The sequence below is a fragment of the Phytopseudomonas seleniipraecipitans genome (assembly GCF_900102335.1).
Lineage (GTDB): Bacteria > Pseudomonadota > Gammaproteobacteria > Pseudomonadales > Pseudomonadaceae > Aquipseudomonas > Aquipseudomonas seleniipraecipitans.
Map to the genome: position 1 here is coordinate 1 of NZ_FNBM01000015.1, position 15,517 is coordinate 15,517.

The 15,517-nt window shown below is 57.3% G+C and carries 13 protein-coding genes and 1 tRNA gene; all 14 read left to right on the plus strand.

Annotated features, from left to right (window positions below; translation table 11 throughout):
* Positions 1–92 (plus strand): EF-Tu C-terminal domain-related protein (locus tag BLS60_RS21130; RefSeq protein ID WP_017244912.1); only part of this gene is annotated, 92 nt, incomplete at its 5' end.
* Between the two features lie 53 nt (positions 93–145).
* Positions 146–221 (plus strand) — tRNA-Trp (locus tag BLS60_RS21135).
* Between the two features lie 43 nt (positions 222–264).
* Complete coding sequence (secE, locus tag BLS60_RS21140) at positions 265–633, plus strand: preprotein translocase subunit SecE (protein WP_070882601.1); 369 nt, start codon at positions 265–267, stop codon at positions 631–633.
* A gap of 13 nt (positions 634–646) precedes the next feature.
* Entirely contained in the window at positions 647–1,180 is a 534-nt protein-coding gene (gene nusG, locus BLS60_RS21145) for a transcription termination/antitermination protein NusG (protein WP_070882602.1), read from the plus strand.
* Positions 1,181–1,296: 116 nt separating this feature from the next.
* Positions 1,297–1,728: a 50S ribosomal protein L11 gene (gene rplK / locus BLS60_RS21150; RefSeq protein WP_025167734.1), complete on the plus strand. Its 432-nt coding sequence runs from the start codon at positions 1,297–1,299 to the stop codon at positions 1,726–1,728.
* Positions 1,728–2,423: a 50S ribosomal protein L1 gene (rplA, locus tag BLS60_RS21155; protein WP_070882603.1), complete on the plus strand. Its 696-nt coding sequence runs from the start codon at positions 1,728–1,730 to the stop codon at positions 2,421–2,423. The genes rplK and rplA overlap by 1 nt, the downstream gene beginning before the upstream one ends.
* Before the next feature lie 215 nt (positions 2,424–2,638).
* Positions 2,639–3,139 (plus strand): 50S ribosomal protein L10, encoded by a 501-nt coding sequence (gene rplJ, locus BLS60_RS21160; protein WP_070882604.1) that lies wholly within the window; start codon positions 2,639–2,641, stop codon positions 3,137–3,139.
* Positions 3,140–3,217: 78 nt separating this feature from the next.
* Entirely contained in the window at positions 3,218–3,583 is a 366-nt protein-coding gene (gene rplL, locus BLS60_RS21165) for a 50S ribosomal protein L7/L12 (protein ID WP_070882605.1), read from the plus strand.
* Between the two features lie 220 nt (positions 3,584–3,803).
* On the plus strand, positions 3,804–7,877 hold the full coding sequence (gene rpoB / locus BLS60_RS21170) for a DNA-directed RNA polymerase subunit beta (protein WP_070882606.1): 4,074 nt from the start codon (positions 3,804–3,806) through the stop codon (positions 7,875–7,877).
* A 61-nt stretch (positions 7,878–7,938) separates the two neighbouring features.
* Positions 7,939–12,138, plus strand: coding sequence for a DNA-directed RNA polymerase subunit beta' (rpoC, locus tag BLS60_RS21175; RefSeq protein WP_092372056.1), 4,200 nt, complete (start codon positions 7,939–7,941; stop codon positions 12,136–12,138).
* A gap of 157 nt (positions 12,139–12,295) precedes the next feature.
* Entirely contained in the window at positions 12,296–12,667 is a 372-nt protein-coding gene (gene rpsL, locus BLS60_RS21180) for a 30S ribosomal protein S12 (RefSeq protein ID WP_003186084.1), read from the plus strand.
* A 117-nt stretch (positions 12,668–12,784) separates the two neighbouring features.
* Positions 12,785–13,255 carry a 30S ribosomal protein S7 gene (gene rpsG, locus BLS60_RS21185; RefSeq protein ID WP_010490886.1) on the plus strand — a complete coding sequence of 157 codons (471 nt, stop codon included), beginning with the start codon at positions 12,785–12,787 and terminating at the stop codon, positions 13,253–13,255.
* A 30-nt stretch (positions 13,256–13,285) separates the two neighbouring features.
* Entirely contained in the window at positions 13,286–15,391 is a 2,106-nt protein-coding gene (gene fusA, locus BLS60_RS21190) for an elongation factor G (protein ID WP_070882608.1), read from the plus strand.
* Between the two features lie 30 nt (positions 15,392–15,421).
* Positions 15,422–15,517 (plus strand): GTP-binding protein (locus BLS60_RS21195; RefSeq protein WP_233432247.1); only part of this gene is annotated, 96 nt, incomplete at its 3' end.

The following is a 15,517-nucleotide window of genomic DNA, read 5'->3' on the forward strand; positions in this document are numbered from 1 at the left end:
AGCCGATCGCCATGGAAGACGGCCTGCGCTTCGCAATTCGCGAAGGTGGTCGTACCGTTGGTGCTGGCGTGGTTGCCAAGATCGTCGAGTAATCGGTTGATCTATCCCCATCAGGCCGGCATAATGGTCGGCCTGATTTTGTTCTAGGTCAGTAGCTCAATTGGCAGAGCGACGGTCTCCAAAACCGTAGGTTGGGGGTTCGATTCCCTCCTGACCTGCCATTTTCTAACGAATTTGGCGAGTCTTCTCACAGGATCCTCGTAAATGAATGCTAAGACTGAGGCCAAAGAAAGCCGCTTCGATCTGCTCAAGTGGTTGGCTGCGGCTCTGCTTGTAGTGGCCGGCGTGGTTGGTAATCAGTACTTCTCTGCCGAGCCGATTCTGTACCGTGTTGTTGCGTTGCTGGTCATGGCGGCTGTTGCTGCTGCGATCGCGTTGCAAACTGCTAAGGGCCAGTCGTTTTTCTCGCTGGTTAAAGAGGCTCGTGTCGAAATTCGCAAGGTTGTCTGGCCGACTCGCCAGGAAACCACGCAGACCACGCTGATCGTCGTCCTTGTCGTCATTGTGATGGCATTGATGTTGTGGGGGCTTGATTCGCTCCTCGGTTGGCTTGTGTCGTTTATTGTAAGTTGAGATAGGGTGTCCCGTGGCTAAGCGTTGGTACGTTGTGCATGCTTACTCGGGTTACGAGAAGCATGTAATGCGTTCGCTGATCGAGCGCGTAAAATTCGCCGGAATGGAAGACGATTTCGGCGAGATTCTGGTCCCCACTGAAGAAGTGGTGGAAATGCGTAATGGCCAGAAGCGCAAGAGCGAGCGAAAGTTCTTTCCGGGTTACGTGCTTGTACAGATGGAAATGAACGAGGCGACTTGGCACTTGATCAAGGATACGCCGCGCGTAATGGGGTTCATTGGCGGTACTGCTGATAAGCCTGCGCCTATTACCGAAAAAGAAGCCGATGCCATCTTGCGTCGTGTTGCCGATAGCGGTGACAAGCCGAAGCCCAAGACTCTGTTCGAGCCGGGTGAGATGGTTCGTGTTGTCGATGGTCCGTTTGCTGATTTCAGTGGGGTCGTCGAAGAAGTCAACTACGAGAAGAGCCGCATCCAGGTAGCGGTGACCATTTTTGGTCGCTCAACCCCGGTCGAGCTGGAGTTCAGTCAGGTCGAAAAGGCATAACTGACACACGCATCCCATACCCCGCAGTCAAAGGCTGCGGGGTTTTGTTGTCACTGGGATAAACAGGCAATAGTCGGGGAGCCGAAAGGCGCTAGAACCCGTAACTGGAGTAGCTAATGGCTAAGAAAATCACGGCTTATATCAAGCTGCAAGTAAAGGCCGCTCAGGCCAACCCGTCGCCACCTGTCGGCCCAGCTCTGGGTCAGCACGGCGTGAACATCATGGAATTCTGTAAGGCGTTCAACGCCAAGACTCAGGGCATGGAACCTGGTCTGCCGACTCCAGTGATTATCACTGTATACAGCGACCGTAGCTTCACCTTCGAAACCAAGAGCACCCCGGCTTCCGTGCTGCTGAAGAAAGCAGCTGGCCTGACCAGCGGTTCGGCTCGTCCGAACACCGTCAAGGTCGGCACCGTTACCCGTGCCCAGCTCGAAGAGATCGCCAAGACCAAACAGGCTGATCTGACTGCAGCTGATATGGATGCGGCCGTGCGTACCATCGCCGGTTCCGCTCGTAGCATGGGCCTCAACGTGGAGGGTGTGTAATGGCTAAGCTGACCAAGCGCCAAAAGGCTATCGCGGCCAAGATCGAGCCGGGCAAAGCCTACGGCTTCACCGACGCTGCTGCGTTGCTGGCTGAAATCTCCGCCGTCAAGTTCTCCGAGTCCGTCGATATTTCGATCAACCTCGGCGTTGACCCGCGTAAATCCGACCAGGTTGTTCGTGGTGCTACCGTTCTGCCGAACGGCAGCGGCAAAACCGTTCGCGTCGCTGTCTTCACTCAAGGTCCGGGCGCTGAAGCTGCTCTGGCTGCCGGTGCTGATCGCGTAGGTATGGACGATCTGGCTGCTGAAATGAAAGCTGGCGATCTGAACTACGACGTCGTCATCGCTTCCCCGGACGCCATGCGCGTTGTTGGCCAGCTGGGTCAGGTTCTCGGCCCGCGCGGTCTGATGCCGAACCCGAAAGTCGGTACCGTAACGCCGGACGTCGCAACCGCAGTCAAGAATGCCAAAGCTGGTCAGGTGCGTTTCCGTACCGACAAGAACGGCATCATCCATGGTTCTGTTGGCAAAGTCGGCTTCGATGCCGAGAAGCTGAAGCAGAACGTGGAAGCCCTGCTGTCCGATCTGAAGCGTCTGAAGCCGTCGACCTCGAAAGGCGTCTACGTCAAGCGCGTGACTCTGAGCACCACTATGGGCCCAGGTCTGCTGATCGACCAAGGTTCGCTGGACGCTTAACGAATGATTGCGAGCGCACCTGGTGCGTTCGCAACGAAAAATTGGGGTCCCTGCCTGGCGGGGGCTATCCAAGACCGTAGGGGGCTTAGGTCTCAAACCTGAAGAGCGATCTTCAACCCTACGCAGATGGTGCTCCCGGTTCCTTACCGAATCAGACACCAAAAATGACATCCGGCTCCGGCCAGATGAAACGGTAACAAGCAGGAGTTTTACCCGTGGCAATTAAACTCGAAGACAAGAAGGCCATCGTCGCTGAAGTCAACGAGGCTGCCCAAGCTGCTCTGTCCGCTGTCGTGGTTGACGCCCGCGGTGTGACAGTAAGCGCTATGACCGGACTCCGTAAAGAGGCCCGCGAAGCTGGCGTATACGTACGTGTTGTACGTAATACCCTGCTCAAGCGCGCCGTTGAAGGCACTCAGTATGATGTGCTCAGCGACGTGTTCAAAGGCCCGACCCTGATCGCTTTCTCCAACGAACATCCGGGCGCTGCTGCTCGTATTTTCAAAGAGTTCGCCAAGGGTCAGGACAAGTTCGAGATCAAGGCAGCTGCGTTCGAGGGCAAGTTCCTCGCAGCAAAAGAGATCGATGTGTTGGCTTCGCTGCCAACGCGCGACGAAGCTATTGCGAAGCTGATGAGCGTGATTCAAGGCGCTACCAGCAAGCTGGCTCGTACTCTGGCGGCCATTCGCGACCAGAAAGAAGCTTCCGCTGCCTAAGGCTGCGTAATTTCTTTCCAAATCATATGTTTAATTTGATGGCTGCGTAGGCTGTCACCCCAATACAGGATTCAAGTCATGTCTCTGACTAACGAACAAATCATCGAAGCAATCGGCCAGAAAACCGTTCTGGAAGTTGTTGAGCTGATCAAAGCAATGGAAGAAACCTTCGGCGTGACCGCTGCTGTTGCCGCTGCTGGCCCAGCTGCTGCTGCCGCTGTTGTTGAAGAGCAAACCGAGTTCAACGTCATCCTCACCGAAGCTGGCGAGAAGAAAGTGAACGTCATTAAAGCCGTTCGCGAACTGACCGGTCTGGGTCTGAAAGAAGCTAAAGCAGTTGTTGACGGCGCTCCTGGCGTGGTCAAAGAAGGCGTGTCGAAAGACGAAGCCGAAGCTGCCAAGAAAGCTCTGGAAGAAGCAGGCGCCAAAGTCGAGCTCAAGTAAGCGACGACCTTGCGTCTACAGCCCGCGCTACTCGCACAAGGCTGACGGCTGGTGGCTATTGCCACCGGCCTTTTTCCGTTCTAGCTCGGCGGTTCAACTGCCCGGTTCTAGAGCGTGAAAGACCCACCAACGAGGTGGAGCAAACTTAGGGTTTGCACGAGTTTCTGGCTGCTCCCGTCGGAGAAGCCAAATAAGCAGGTGACCAAGCTGGGGAACGCTGATGGCTTACTCATATACTGAGAAAAAACGTATCCGCAAGGACTTTAGCAAGTTGCCGGATGTCATGGATGTGCCTTACCTCCTGGCCATCCAGCTGGATTCTTATCGCGAATTCCTGCAGCAGGGCGCGAACAAGGACCAGTTCCGTGACATCGGCCTGCATGCGGCCTTCAAATCTGTATTCCCGATCATCAGCTACTCCGGCAACGCTGCTCTGGAATACGTCGGCTATCGCCTGGGCGAGCCGGCGTTCGATGTCAAGGAGTGCGTGCTGCGTGGCGTGACCTTCGCGGTGCCGCTGCGTGTCAAAGTGCGCCTGATCATTTTCGACAAAGAATCGTCGAACAAAGCGATCAAGGACATCAAAGAGCAGGAAGTGTACATGGGCGAAATTCCGCTCATGACCGAGAACGGTACCTTCGTCATCAACGGTACCGAGCGTGTGATCGTTTCCCAGCTGCACCGTTCCCCAGGTGTGTTCTTCGACCACGACCGTGGCAAGACTCACAGCTCGGGCAAGCTGCTGTACTCCGCTCGCGTGATTCCTTACCGTGGTTCGTGGTTGGACTTCGAGTTCGATCCGAAAGACGCGGTATTCGTGCGTATCGACCGTCGCCGCAAACTGCCGGCCTCGGTACTGCTGCGTGCGCTGGGCTACAGCACTGAAGAAGTGTTGGACGCTTTCTATACCACCAACGTTTTCCACGTTAAAGGCGAAGGCCTGAGCCTGGAACTCGTACCGCAACGTCTGCGTGGTGAGATCGCCAGCCAGGACATTCTGGACGGCGCCGGCAAGGTGATTGTCGAGCAGGGTCGTCGTATCACCGCTCGCCACATCAACCAACTGGACAAGGCAGGCATCAAGGAGCTGGACGTACCGTTCGACTACCTGATCGGCCGCACCACCGCCAAGGCGATCGTGCACCCGGCTACCGGCGAAATCCTCTGCGAGTGCAACACCGAGCTGTCGGTCGAGCTGCTGGCGAAGATCGCCAAGGCTCAGGTCGTCCGCATCGAGACCCTGTACACCAACGATATCGACTGTGGCCCGTTCATCAGCGACACGCTGAAGATCGACAGCACCACCAATCAGCTGGAAGCGCTGGTCGAGATCTACCGCATGATGCGTCCTGGCGAGCCACCTACCAAGGATGCTGCCGAGACCCTGTTCAACAACCTGTTCTTCAGCGCCGAGCGTTACGACCTGTCTGCCGTAGGCCGCATGAAGTTCAACCGTCGTATCGGTCGTACCGAGATCGAAGGTTCGGGCGTGTTGAGCCGCGAAGACATCGTCGAAGTCCTCAAGACGCTGGTCGACATCCGTAACGGCAAGGGTATCGTCGATGACATCGACCACCTGGGTAACCGCCGTGTACGTTGCGTCGGCGAGATGGCCGAGAACCAGTTCCGTGTTGGCCTGGTGCGCGTTGAGCGTGCGGTCAAGGAACGTCTGTCGATGGCCGAAAGCGAAGGCCTGATGCCGCAGGATCTGATCAACGCCAAGCCGGTTGCGGCGGCGGTGAAGGAATTCTTCGGTTCCAGCCAGCTTTCCCAGTTCATGGACCAGAACAACCCGCTCTCCGAGATCACCCACAAGCGCCGTGTATCCGCACTCGGCCCGGGCGGTCTGACTCGTGAGCGTGCAGGCTTCGAAGTCCGTGACGTACACCCGACCCATTATGGCCGTGTGTGCCCGATCGAAACGCCGGAAGGTCCGAACATCGGTCTGATCAACTCCCTGGCGGCCTATGCCCGCACCAACCAGTATGGCTTCCTGGAAAGCCCGTACCGTGTTGTTCAGGAAGGCAAGGTTACCGACGAGATCGTATTCCTGTCCGCCATCGAAGAAGCAGATCACGTGATCGCTCAGGCTTCGGCCACGATGAACGACAAGAAGATGCTGATCGATGAGCTGGTCGCTGTGCGTCACCTCAACGAGTTCACCGTCAAGGCGCCGGAAGACGTCACGCTGATGGACGTATCGCCGAAGCAGGTCGTTTCCGTCGCTGCCTCGTTGATCCCGTTCCTCGAGCACGACGACGCCAACCGTGCACTCATGGGTTCGAACATGCAGCGTCAGGCTGTCCCGACCCTGCGTTCGGACAAGCCGCTGGTCGGTACCGGCATGGAGCGCAACGTCGCCCGTGACTCCGGCGTCTGCGTCGTGGCCCGCCGCGGTGGTGTGATCGACTCCGTCGACGCCAGCCGTATCGTGGTTCGCGTAGCCAACGATGAAGTCGAAACCGGTGAAGCCGGTGTGGACATCTACAACCTGACCAAATACACCCGCTCCAACCAGAACACCTGCATCAACCAGCGTCCGCTGGTTCAGAAAGGTGATGTGGTTGCGCGTGGCGACATCATGGCCGATGGCCCGTCCACCGACATGGGTGAACTGGCGCTGGGTCAGAACATGCGCGTCGCGTTCATGCCCTGGAACGGTTACAACTTCGAAGACTCCATCCTGCTCTCCGAGCGCGTGGTTCAGGAAGACCGCTTCACCACGATCCACATCCAGGAACTGACCTGTGTGGCGCGTGACACCAAGCTCGGCCCAGAGGAAATCTCTGCGGACATCCCGAACGTGGGCGAAGCTGCACTGAACAAGCTCGACGAAGCCGGCATCGTCTACGTCGGCGCCGAAGTCGGCCCTGGCGACATTCTGGTTGGTAAGGTTACCCCGAAAGGCGAGACCCAGCTGACACCAGAAGAGAAGCTGCTGCGCGCGATCTTCGGTGAGAAGGCCAGCGACGTTAAGGACACCTCCCTGCGCGTGCCGACCGGCACCAAAGGTACTGTCATCGACGTACAGGTCTTCACCCGTGACGGCGTTGAGCGTGATGCTCGTGCGCTGTCGATCGAGAAGAGCCAGTTGGACGAGATCCGCAAGGACCTCAACGAAGAGTTCCGCATCGTCGAAGGCGCGACCTTCGAGCGTCTGCGTGCCGCTCTGGTTGGTAAGGTCGCCGAAGGCGGTGCTGGCCTGAAGAAAGGCGCTGCGATCACTGACGAAGTGCTCGACGGTCTGGAGCGCGGCCAGTGGTTCAAACTGCGTATGGCTGAAGATGCACTGAACGAGCAGTTGGAAAAGGCTCAGGCCTACATCTCCGACCGCCGTCAGCTGCTCGACGACAAGTTCGAAGACAAGAAGCGCAAACTGCAGCAGGGCGATGACCTGGCTCCGGGCGTGCTGAAGATCGTCAAGGTCTACCTGGCCATCCGCCGTCGCATCCAGCCGGGTGACAAGATGGCCGGTCGTCACGGTAACAAGGGTGTGGTCTCGGTGATCATGCCGGTTGAAGACATGCCGCATGACGTGCATGGCACGCCGGTCGACATCGTTCTCAACCCGCTCGGCGTACCGTCGCGTATGAACGTCGGTCAGATCCTCGAAACCCACCTGGGCCTCGCAGCCAAGGGCCTGGGCGAGAAGATCAACCTGATGCTCGAAGAGCAGCGCAAGGTCGCTGAGCTGCGCAAGTTCATGCAGCAGATCTACAACGAGATCGGTGGGCGTCAGGAAAGCCTCGACGAGCTGAGCGACCAGGAAATCTTGGCTCTGGCCAACAACCTGCGCAAAGGCGTGCCGATGGCCACTCCGGTGTTCGACGGTGCCAAGGAAAGCGAAATCAAGGCCATGCTGAAACTGGCTGATCTGCCGGAAAGCGGCCAGATGCGCCTGATCGACGGCCGTACCGGTAACCAGTTCGAGCGCCCGACCACGGTCGGTTACATGTACATGCTGAAACTGAACCACCTGGTGGACGACAAGATGCACGCTCGTTCTACCGGTTCCTACAGCCTGGTTACCCAGCAGCCGCTGGGCGGTAAGGCGCAGTTCGGTGGTCAGCGCTTCGGGGAGATGGAGGTCTGGGCTCTGGAAGCTTACGGCGCCGCCTACACCCTGCAGGAAATGTTGACCGTCAAGTCGGACGACGTGAACGGCCGTACCAAGATGTACAAGAACATCGTGGATGGCGATCACCGCATGGAGCCGGGCATGCCCGAGTCCTTCAACGTGTTGATCAAAGAGATCCGTTCGCTCGGTATCGATATCGATCTGGAAACCGAATAACACGACGTGAATCGGCAGCGGGGCAACATGCCCGCTGCCTGCTCCGCCAGGAGGAAAGGCCTTGAAAGACCTACTGAATTTGCTGAAAAACCAGGGTCAAGTCGAAGAGTTCGATGCCATTCGCATCGGCCTTGCTTCGCCTGAGATGATCCGTTCGTGGTCGTTCGGTGAAGTAAAAAAACCGGAAACCATCAACTACCGTACGTTCAAGCCTGAGCGTGACGGCCTGTTCTGCGCCAAGATCTTTGGCCCGGTAAAGGATTACGAGTGCCTGTGCGGTAAGTACAAGCGCCTGAAGCATCGCGGTGTGATCTGCGAGAAGTGCGGCGTTGAAGTCGCCCTGGCCAAGGTTCGTCGTGAGCGCATGGCGCACATCGAGCTGGCTTCTCCGGTTGCCCACATCTGGTTCCTGAAATCGCTGCCGAGCCGTATCGGCCTGCTGATGGACATGACCCTGCGTGATATCGAACGCGTTCTCTACTTCGAGAGCTACGTCGTTATCGACCCGGGCATGACCACCCTCGAGAAGGGCCAACTGCTCAATGACGAGCAGTACTTCGAAGCGTTGGAAGAGTTCGGTGATGACTTCGACGCCCGCATGGGTGCCGAGGCCGTTCGCGAGCTGCTGCACGCTATCGACCTGGAGCACGAGATCGGTCGCCTGCGCGAAGAGATTCCGCAGACCAACTCGGAAACCAAGATCAAGAAGCTGTCCAAGCGTCTGAAGTTGATGGAAGCCTTCCAGGGTTCCGGCAACCTGCCAGAGTGGATGGTGCTGACCGTTCTGCCGGTTCTGCCGCCAGATTTGCGTCCGCTCGTTCCGCTGGACGGTGGCCGTTTCGCCACCTCCGACCTGAACGACCTGTATCGCCGCGTCATCAACCGTAACAACCGTTTGAAGCGCCTGCTGGATCTGTCGGCTCCCGACATCATCGTGCGCAACGAAAAGCGCATGCTGCAGGAAGCTGTCGACGCGCTGCTCGATAACGGCCGTCGCGGTCGCGCCATCACCGGTTCGAACAAGCGTCCTCTGAAATCCCTGGCTGACATGATCAAGGGTAAGCAGGGTCGTTTCCGTCAGAACTTGCTCGGTAAGCGTGTTGACTACTCTGGCCGTTCGGTAATTACCGTAGGCCCGGCACTGCGCCTGCATCAGTGCGGTCTGCCGAAGAAGATGGCTCTCGAGCTGTTCAAGCCGTTCATTTTCGGCAAGCTGGAAATGCGTGGTCTGGCGACCACCATTAAAGCGGCCAAGAAAATGGTCGAGCGCGAGCTGCCGGAAGTCTGGGACGTTCTCGCTGAAGTGATTCGCGAACATCCCGTACTGCTTAACCGTGCACCGACGCTTCACCGTCTGGGCATCCAGGCGTTCGAGCCAGTACTGATCGAAGGTAAAGCCATCCAGCTGCACCCGCTGGTCTGCGCCGCGTACAACGCCGACTTCGACGGTGACCAGATGGCCGTTCACGTGCCGCTGACGCTGGAAGCCCAGCTCGAAGCGCGCGCGCTGATGATGTCAACCAACAACATCCTGTCGCCTGCCAACGGTGAGCCAATCATCGTTCCCTCGCAGGACGTTGTATTGGGTCTGTATTACATGACCCGCGAAGCCATCAACGCCAAAGGCGAAGGTCGTGTATTCGCCGACCTGCAGGAAGTCGACCGCGTATTCCGCGCCGGCGAAGCGTCCCTGCACGCCCGTGTGAAAGTACGTATCAACGAAGTCATCAAAGACCGCGATGGCACCATCAGCAAGAACACCCGTATCGTCGACACCACTGTCGGCCGTGCGCTGCTGTTCCAAGTGGTTCCAGCTGGCCTGTCGTACGACGTGGTCAACCAGTCGATGAAGAAGAAGGCGATCTCCAAACTGATCAACCAGTGCTACCGCACCGTTGGTCTGAAGGACACCGTAATCTTCGCTGACCAACTGATGTACACCGGTTTCGCCTACTCGACCATCTCTGGTGTGTCGATCGGTGTGAACGACTTCGTCATCCCGGATGAGAAGGCGCGCATCATCGACGCCGCCACCGAGGAAGTGAAGGAAATCGAATCGCAGTACGCCTCCGGCCTGGTTACCCAGGGCGAGAAGTACAACAAGGTGATCGACCTGTGGTCGAAGGCCAACGATGAAGTTTCCAAAGCGATGATGTCGAACCTCTCGAAAGAGAAGGTCATCGACCGCGATGGCAACGAAGTCGAGCAAGAATCCTTCAACTCCATGTACATGATGGCCGACTCCGGTGCTCGTGGTTCCGCCGCGCAGATCCGTCAGCTGGCCGGTATGCGTGGCCTGATGGCCAAGCCGGATGGCTCGATCATCGAGACGCCGATCACTGCAAACTTCCGTGAAGGTCTGTCCGTACTTCAGTACTTCATCTCGACTCACGGTGCTCGTAAAGGTCTGGCGGATACCGCACTGAAGACTGCGAACTCCGGTTACCTGACCCGTCGCCTGGTCGACGTGGCACAGGATCTGGTGGTGACCGAGATCGATTGCGGCACTGAGCAGGGTCTGTACATGACTCCGCACATTGAAGGCGGCGACGTCGTCGAGCCGCTCGGTGAGCGCGTACTGGGCCGTGTCATCGCCCGTGACGTGTTCAAGCCGGGTACCGAAGAAGTCATCGTTCCGGCCGGTACGCTGGTCGACGAACAGTGGGTCGAGTTCATCGAGCTGAACAGCATTGACGAAGTTGTCGTGCGTTCGCCGATCAGCTGTGAAACCCGCTACGGTATCTGCGCCAAGTGCTACGGTCGCGACCTGGCTCGTGGTCACCAGATCAACATCGGTGAAGCAGTCGGCGTTATCGCTGCCCAGTCGATCGGTGAGCCGGGTACCCAGCTGACCATGCGTACGTTCCACATCGGTGGTGCGGCAAGCCGAACTTCGGCTGCCGACAGCGTCCAGGTGAAGAACGGTGGTGCGGTTCGCTTGCACAACCTGAAGCACGTCGAGCGTTTGGACGGCAACCTGATCGCGGTATCGCGTTCCGGCGAGCTGGCTATCGCGGACGAGTTCGGCCGTGAGCGCGAGCGTTACAAGCTGCCGTACGGTGCTGTCATCACCGTGAAGGAAGGTGACAAGGTTGATGCTGGTGCCATCGTTGCCAAGTGGGACCCGCACACCCACCCGATCGTGACCGAAATGAAGGGTACCGTTACCTTCGTCGGCATGGAGGAGGGCATCACCATCAAGCGCCAGACCGACGAACTGACCGGTCTGACCAACATCGAGGTTCTCGATGCCAAGGATCGTCCAGTTGCCGGCAAAGACATTCGTCCTGCCGTGAAACTGGTCGACGCCAGTGGCAAGGATCTGATGCTGCCAGGTACTGACGTGCCTGCTCAGTACTTCCTGCCTGCCAACGCCCTCGTCGGTGTGGCGGATGGTGCGCAGGTTGCGGTCGGTGACGTTATCGCCCGTATCCCGCAAGAGACCTCGAAGACCCGTGACATCACCGGTGGTCTGCCACGCGTTGCTGACCTGTTCGAAGCGCGCCGTCCGAAGGAAGCCTCAATTCTGGCTGAAATCAGCGGCACCATCGCCTTCGGCAAAGAGACCAAGGGCAAGCGCCGCCTGGTCATCACGCCGACCGATGGCAGTGATCCGTACGAAGAGCTGATCCCGAAATGGCGTCACCTGAACGTGTTCGAAGGTGAGCAGGTCAACAAGGGTGAAGTTATCTCCGACGGTCCGAGCGATCCGCACGACATCCTGCGTCTGCTGGGCGTCAGCGCACTGGCCAAGTACATCGTCAACGAGATCCAGGACGTTTACCGCCTGCAGGGCGTGAAGATCAACGACAAGCACATCGAGACCATCCTGCGCCAGATGCTGCGCAAGGTCGAAATTGCCGAGTCGGGGGATTCCACCTTCATCAAGGGTGACCAGATGGAGCTTACCCATGTACTGGGTGAGAACGAGCGTCTGGCTGGTGATGACAAGTTCATCGCCAAGTACTCCCGCGTACTGCTGGGGATCACCAAGGCGTCGCTGTCCACCGAGTCGTTCATCTCGGCGGCATCCTTCCAGGAAACCACTCGCGTTCTTACCGAGGCGGCGGTTACTGGCAAGCGCGACTTCCTGCGTGGCCTGAAGGAGAACGTGGTCGTGGGTCGTTTGATCCCGGCAGGTACTGGTCTGGCTTACCACAGCGAGCGTAAGCGTCGTCGCGAGGCTGACAAGCCTGTGCGTGTGAGCGCGAGCGAAGTGGAAGCAGCGCTGACCGAAGCGTTGAACTCCAGCGACAATTGAGTGCATGTCCCGGTCGCCCAGCGGCCGGGCTTGTATCTTGACTGGGGGGGCGAGTCTCTTTAGACTCATGCACCCCTAAATATGGCAGGGCATAAGCCCTGCCATTTATTTATGGTGTAAATAAATAGCGTCGAAAGACGGACAGTGGAGCTAGTAGATGGCAACTATCAACCAGCTGGTGCGTCAGCCGCGCAAGCGTATCGTCGAGAAATCCGACGTGCCTGCGCTGCAGAACTGCCCCCAGCGTCGTGGCGTATGCACTCGTGTGTATACCACCACGCCGAAAAAACCTAACTCGGCACTGCGTAAAGTTTGCCGTGTGCGTCTGACCAACGGTTTCGAGGTTTCCTCGTACATCGGCGGTGAAGGCCACAACCTGCAAGAGCACAGCGTCGTGCTGATCCGTGGCGGTCGTGTAAAAGACTTGCCAGGTGTGCGTTATCACACCGTTCGCGGCTCGCTGGACACCTCGGGTGTCAAAGGCCGTAACCAGGGTCGTTCGAAGTACGGTACCAAGCGTCCGAAGTGATCGGCCGTCGGTACTGAATGCAGTTTCTAATTTTATTGAGTCGATAAGAGTAAGGTCGGGCGTAACCAGATGGTTACAGTTCCGGGCTAACCTGAAGACCGTTTGAGGGCTTATCAAATGCCAAGACGTCGTGTAGCAGCCAAGCGCGAAGTGCTTGACGATCCAAAATACGGAAGCCAAATCCTGGCCAAGTTCATGAACCACGTGATGGAAAGCGGCAAGAAAGCCGTTGCCGAGCGTATCGTTTATGGCGCCCTGGATAAGGTTAAAGAGCGTAAGAACAGCGATCCCCTGGAAATCTTCGAGAAAGCTCTCGACGCCATCGCTCCGCTGGTCGAAGTGAAGTCGCGCCGTGTAGGCGGTGCTACTTACCAGGTTCCGGTCGAAGTTCGTCCGTCCCGTCGTAACGCCCTGGCAATGCGCTGGTTGGTGGATTTCGCGCGTAAGCGTGGCGAAAAATCCATGGCCCTGCGTTTGGCAGGCGAGCTGTTGGATGCTGCGGAAGGCAAAGGTGCTGCAGTTAAGAAGCGTGAAGACGTGCACCGTATGGCTGAAGCCAACAAGGCTTTCTCGCACTACCGCTTCTAATTTTAGCGTCACTCAATTTGCGAGGGCTTTATGGCTCGTACTACACCGATTAATCGCTACCGTAACATCGGTATCGTTGCTCACGTAGATGCTGGTAAAACCACCACTACCGAGCGCGTCCTTTTTTACACTGGCAAAAGCCACAAAATGGGCGAGGTGCATGATGGCGCCGCGACCACAGACTGGATGGTGCAGGAGCAGGAGCGTGGTATCACCATCACGTCCGCTGCCATCACCGCCTTCTGGAAAGGCTCCGAGAAGCAGTACAAAGACGAGCACCGCTTCAACGTCATCGATACCCCTGGGCACGTAGACTTCACCATTGAAGTAGAGCGTTCCCTGCGCGTACTCGACGGCGCAGTCGTTGTGTTCTGTGGTACCTCGGGCGTCGAGCCTCAGTCGGAAACCGTATGGCGTCAGGCCAACAAATACGGCGTTCCGCGTCTTGTTTACGTCAACAAGATGGACCGTGCTGGGGCAAACTTCCTGCGCGTGATCGGTCAGATCAAGCAGCGTCTGGGTCACACTCCGGTGCCAATTCAGTTGGCTATCGGTGCTGAAGATCAGTTCCAGGGTCAGATCGATCTGCTCAACATGCAGGCCGTCTACTGGAATGACTCCGACAAGGGTATGGTTCCTGTTCGCAAGGACATCCCTGAGGACATGATCGAGCTGGCCAACGAATGGCGCAGCAACATGGTTGAGGCTGCAGCCGAAGCCAACGAAGAGCTGATGAACAAGTACCTCGAAGGTGAAGAACTCACCAACGAGGAAATCAAGGCTGCTCTGCGTCAGCGTACTATCGCTGGCGAAATCGTCTTGGCTGTTTGTGGCTCTTCCTTCAAGAACAAGGGTGTTCCCCTGGTTCTCGACGCCGTTATCGATTACCTGCCGGCTCCGACCGACATTCCTGCTATCAAGGGTTCCAACCCGGATAACGAGGAAGAAGAGATGGAGCGTCACGCCGATGATGACGAGCCGTTCTCGGCTCTGGCGTTCAAGATCGCTACCGACCCATTCGTGGGTACTCTGACCTTCGTCCGTGTTTACTCGGGCGTGTTGGCCTCCGGTGACGGTGTGATCAACTCGGTCAAGGGCAAGAAAGAGCGTGTCGGTCGTATGGTGCAGATGCACGCAAACGCCCGTGAAGAGATCAAGGAAGTACGCGCTGGCGACATCGCGGCCCTGATCGGCATGAAGGACGTCACCACTGGCGAAACCCTGTGCAACGCTGACAAGCCAATCATCCTGGTTCGTATGGACTTCCCGGAGCCGGTTATTTCGGTTGCCGTAGAGCCGAAGACCAAGGATGACCAGGAAAAGATGGGTATCGCACTGAGCAAGCTCGCTCAGGAAGATCCATCTTTCCGCGTCAAGACTGATGAAGAGACTGGTCAGACGATCATCTCTGGCATGGGCGAGTTGCACCTGGACATCCTGGTAGACCGGATGCGCCGTGAGTTCAACGTCGAAGCCAACATCGGTAAGCCTCAGGTTTCCTATCGTGAGCGCATCACGAAGAACTGTGAAATCGAAGGCAAGTTCGTTCGTCAGTCCGGCGGTCGTGGTCAGTTCGGTCACTGCTGGATCCGTTTTGCTCCTGCTGACGAAGGTCAGGAAGGTCTGCAATTCGTCAACGAAGTAGTAGGTGGTGTGGTTCCGAAGGAATACATCCCGGCTATCCAGAAGGGCATCGAAGAGCAGATGAAGAACGGCGTTGTTGCCGGTTATCCGCTGATCGGCCTGAAGGCTACCGTGTTCGATGGTTCTTACCACGACGTCGACTCCAACGAGATGGCGTTCAAGGTGGCTGCTTCCATGGCGACCAAGCAACTGGCTACCAAAGGTGGTGGTGAGCTGCTCGAGCCGATCATGGCAGTAGAAGTTGTTACGCCTGAAGACTACATGGGCGATGTCATGGGCGACCTTAACCGTCGTCGTGGCATGATTCAGGGTATGGAAGACACGGTTTCCGGCAAGGTTATCCGCGCCGAGGTTCCGCTGGGTGAGATGTTCGGTTATGCGACCGACGTTCGTTCCATGTCCCAGGGTCGCGCAAGCTACTCTATGGAATTCAAAAAATACGATACAGCTCCGGCGCACATCGTCGAATCTGTTACTAAAAAGCAAGGCTGATTCAGCCCTTTAGGCAAGGAGTTAATTGTCGTGGCTAAAGAAAAATTTGAACGTAACAAACCGCACGTCAACGTTGGCACCATCGGTCACGTTGACCACGGTAAAACCACTCTGACCGCTGCTCTG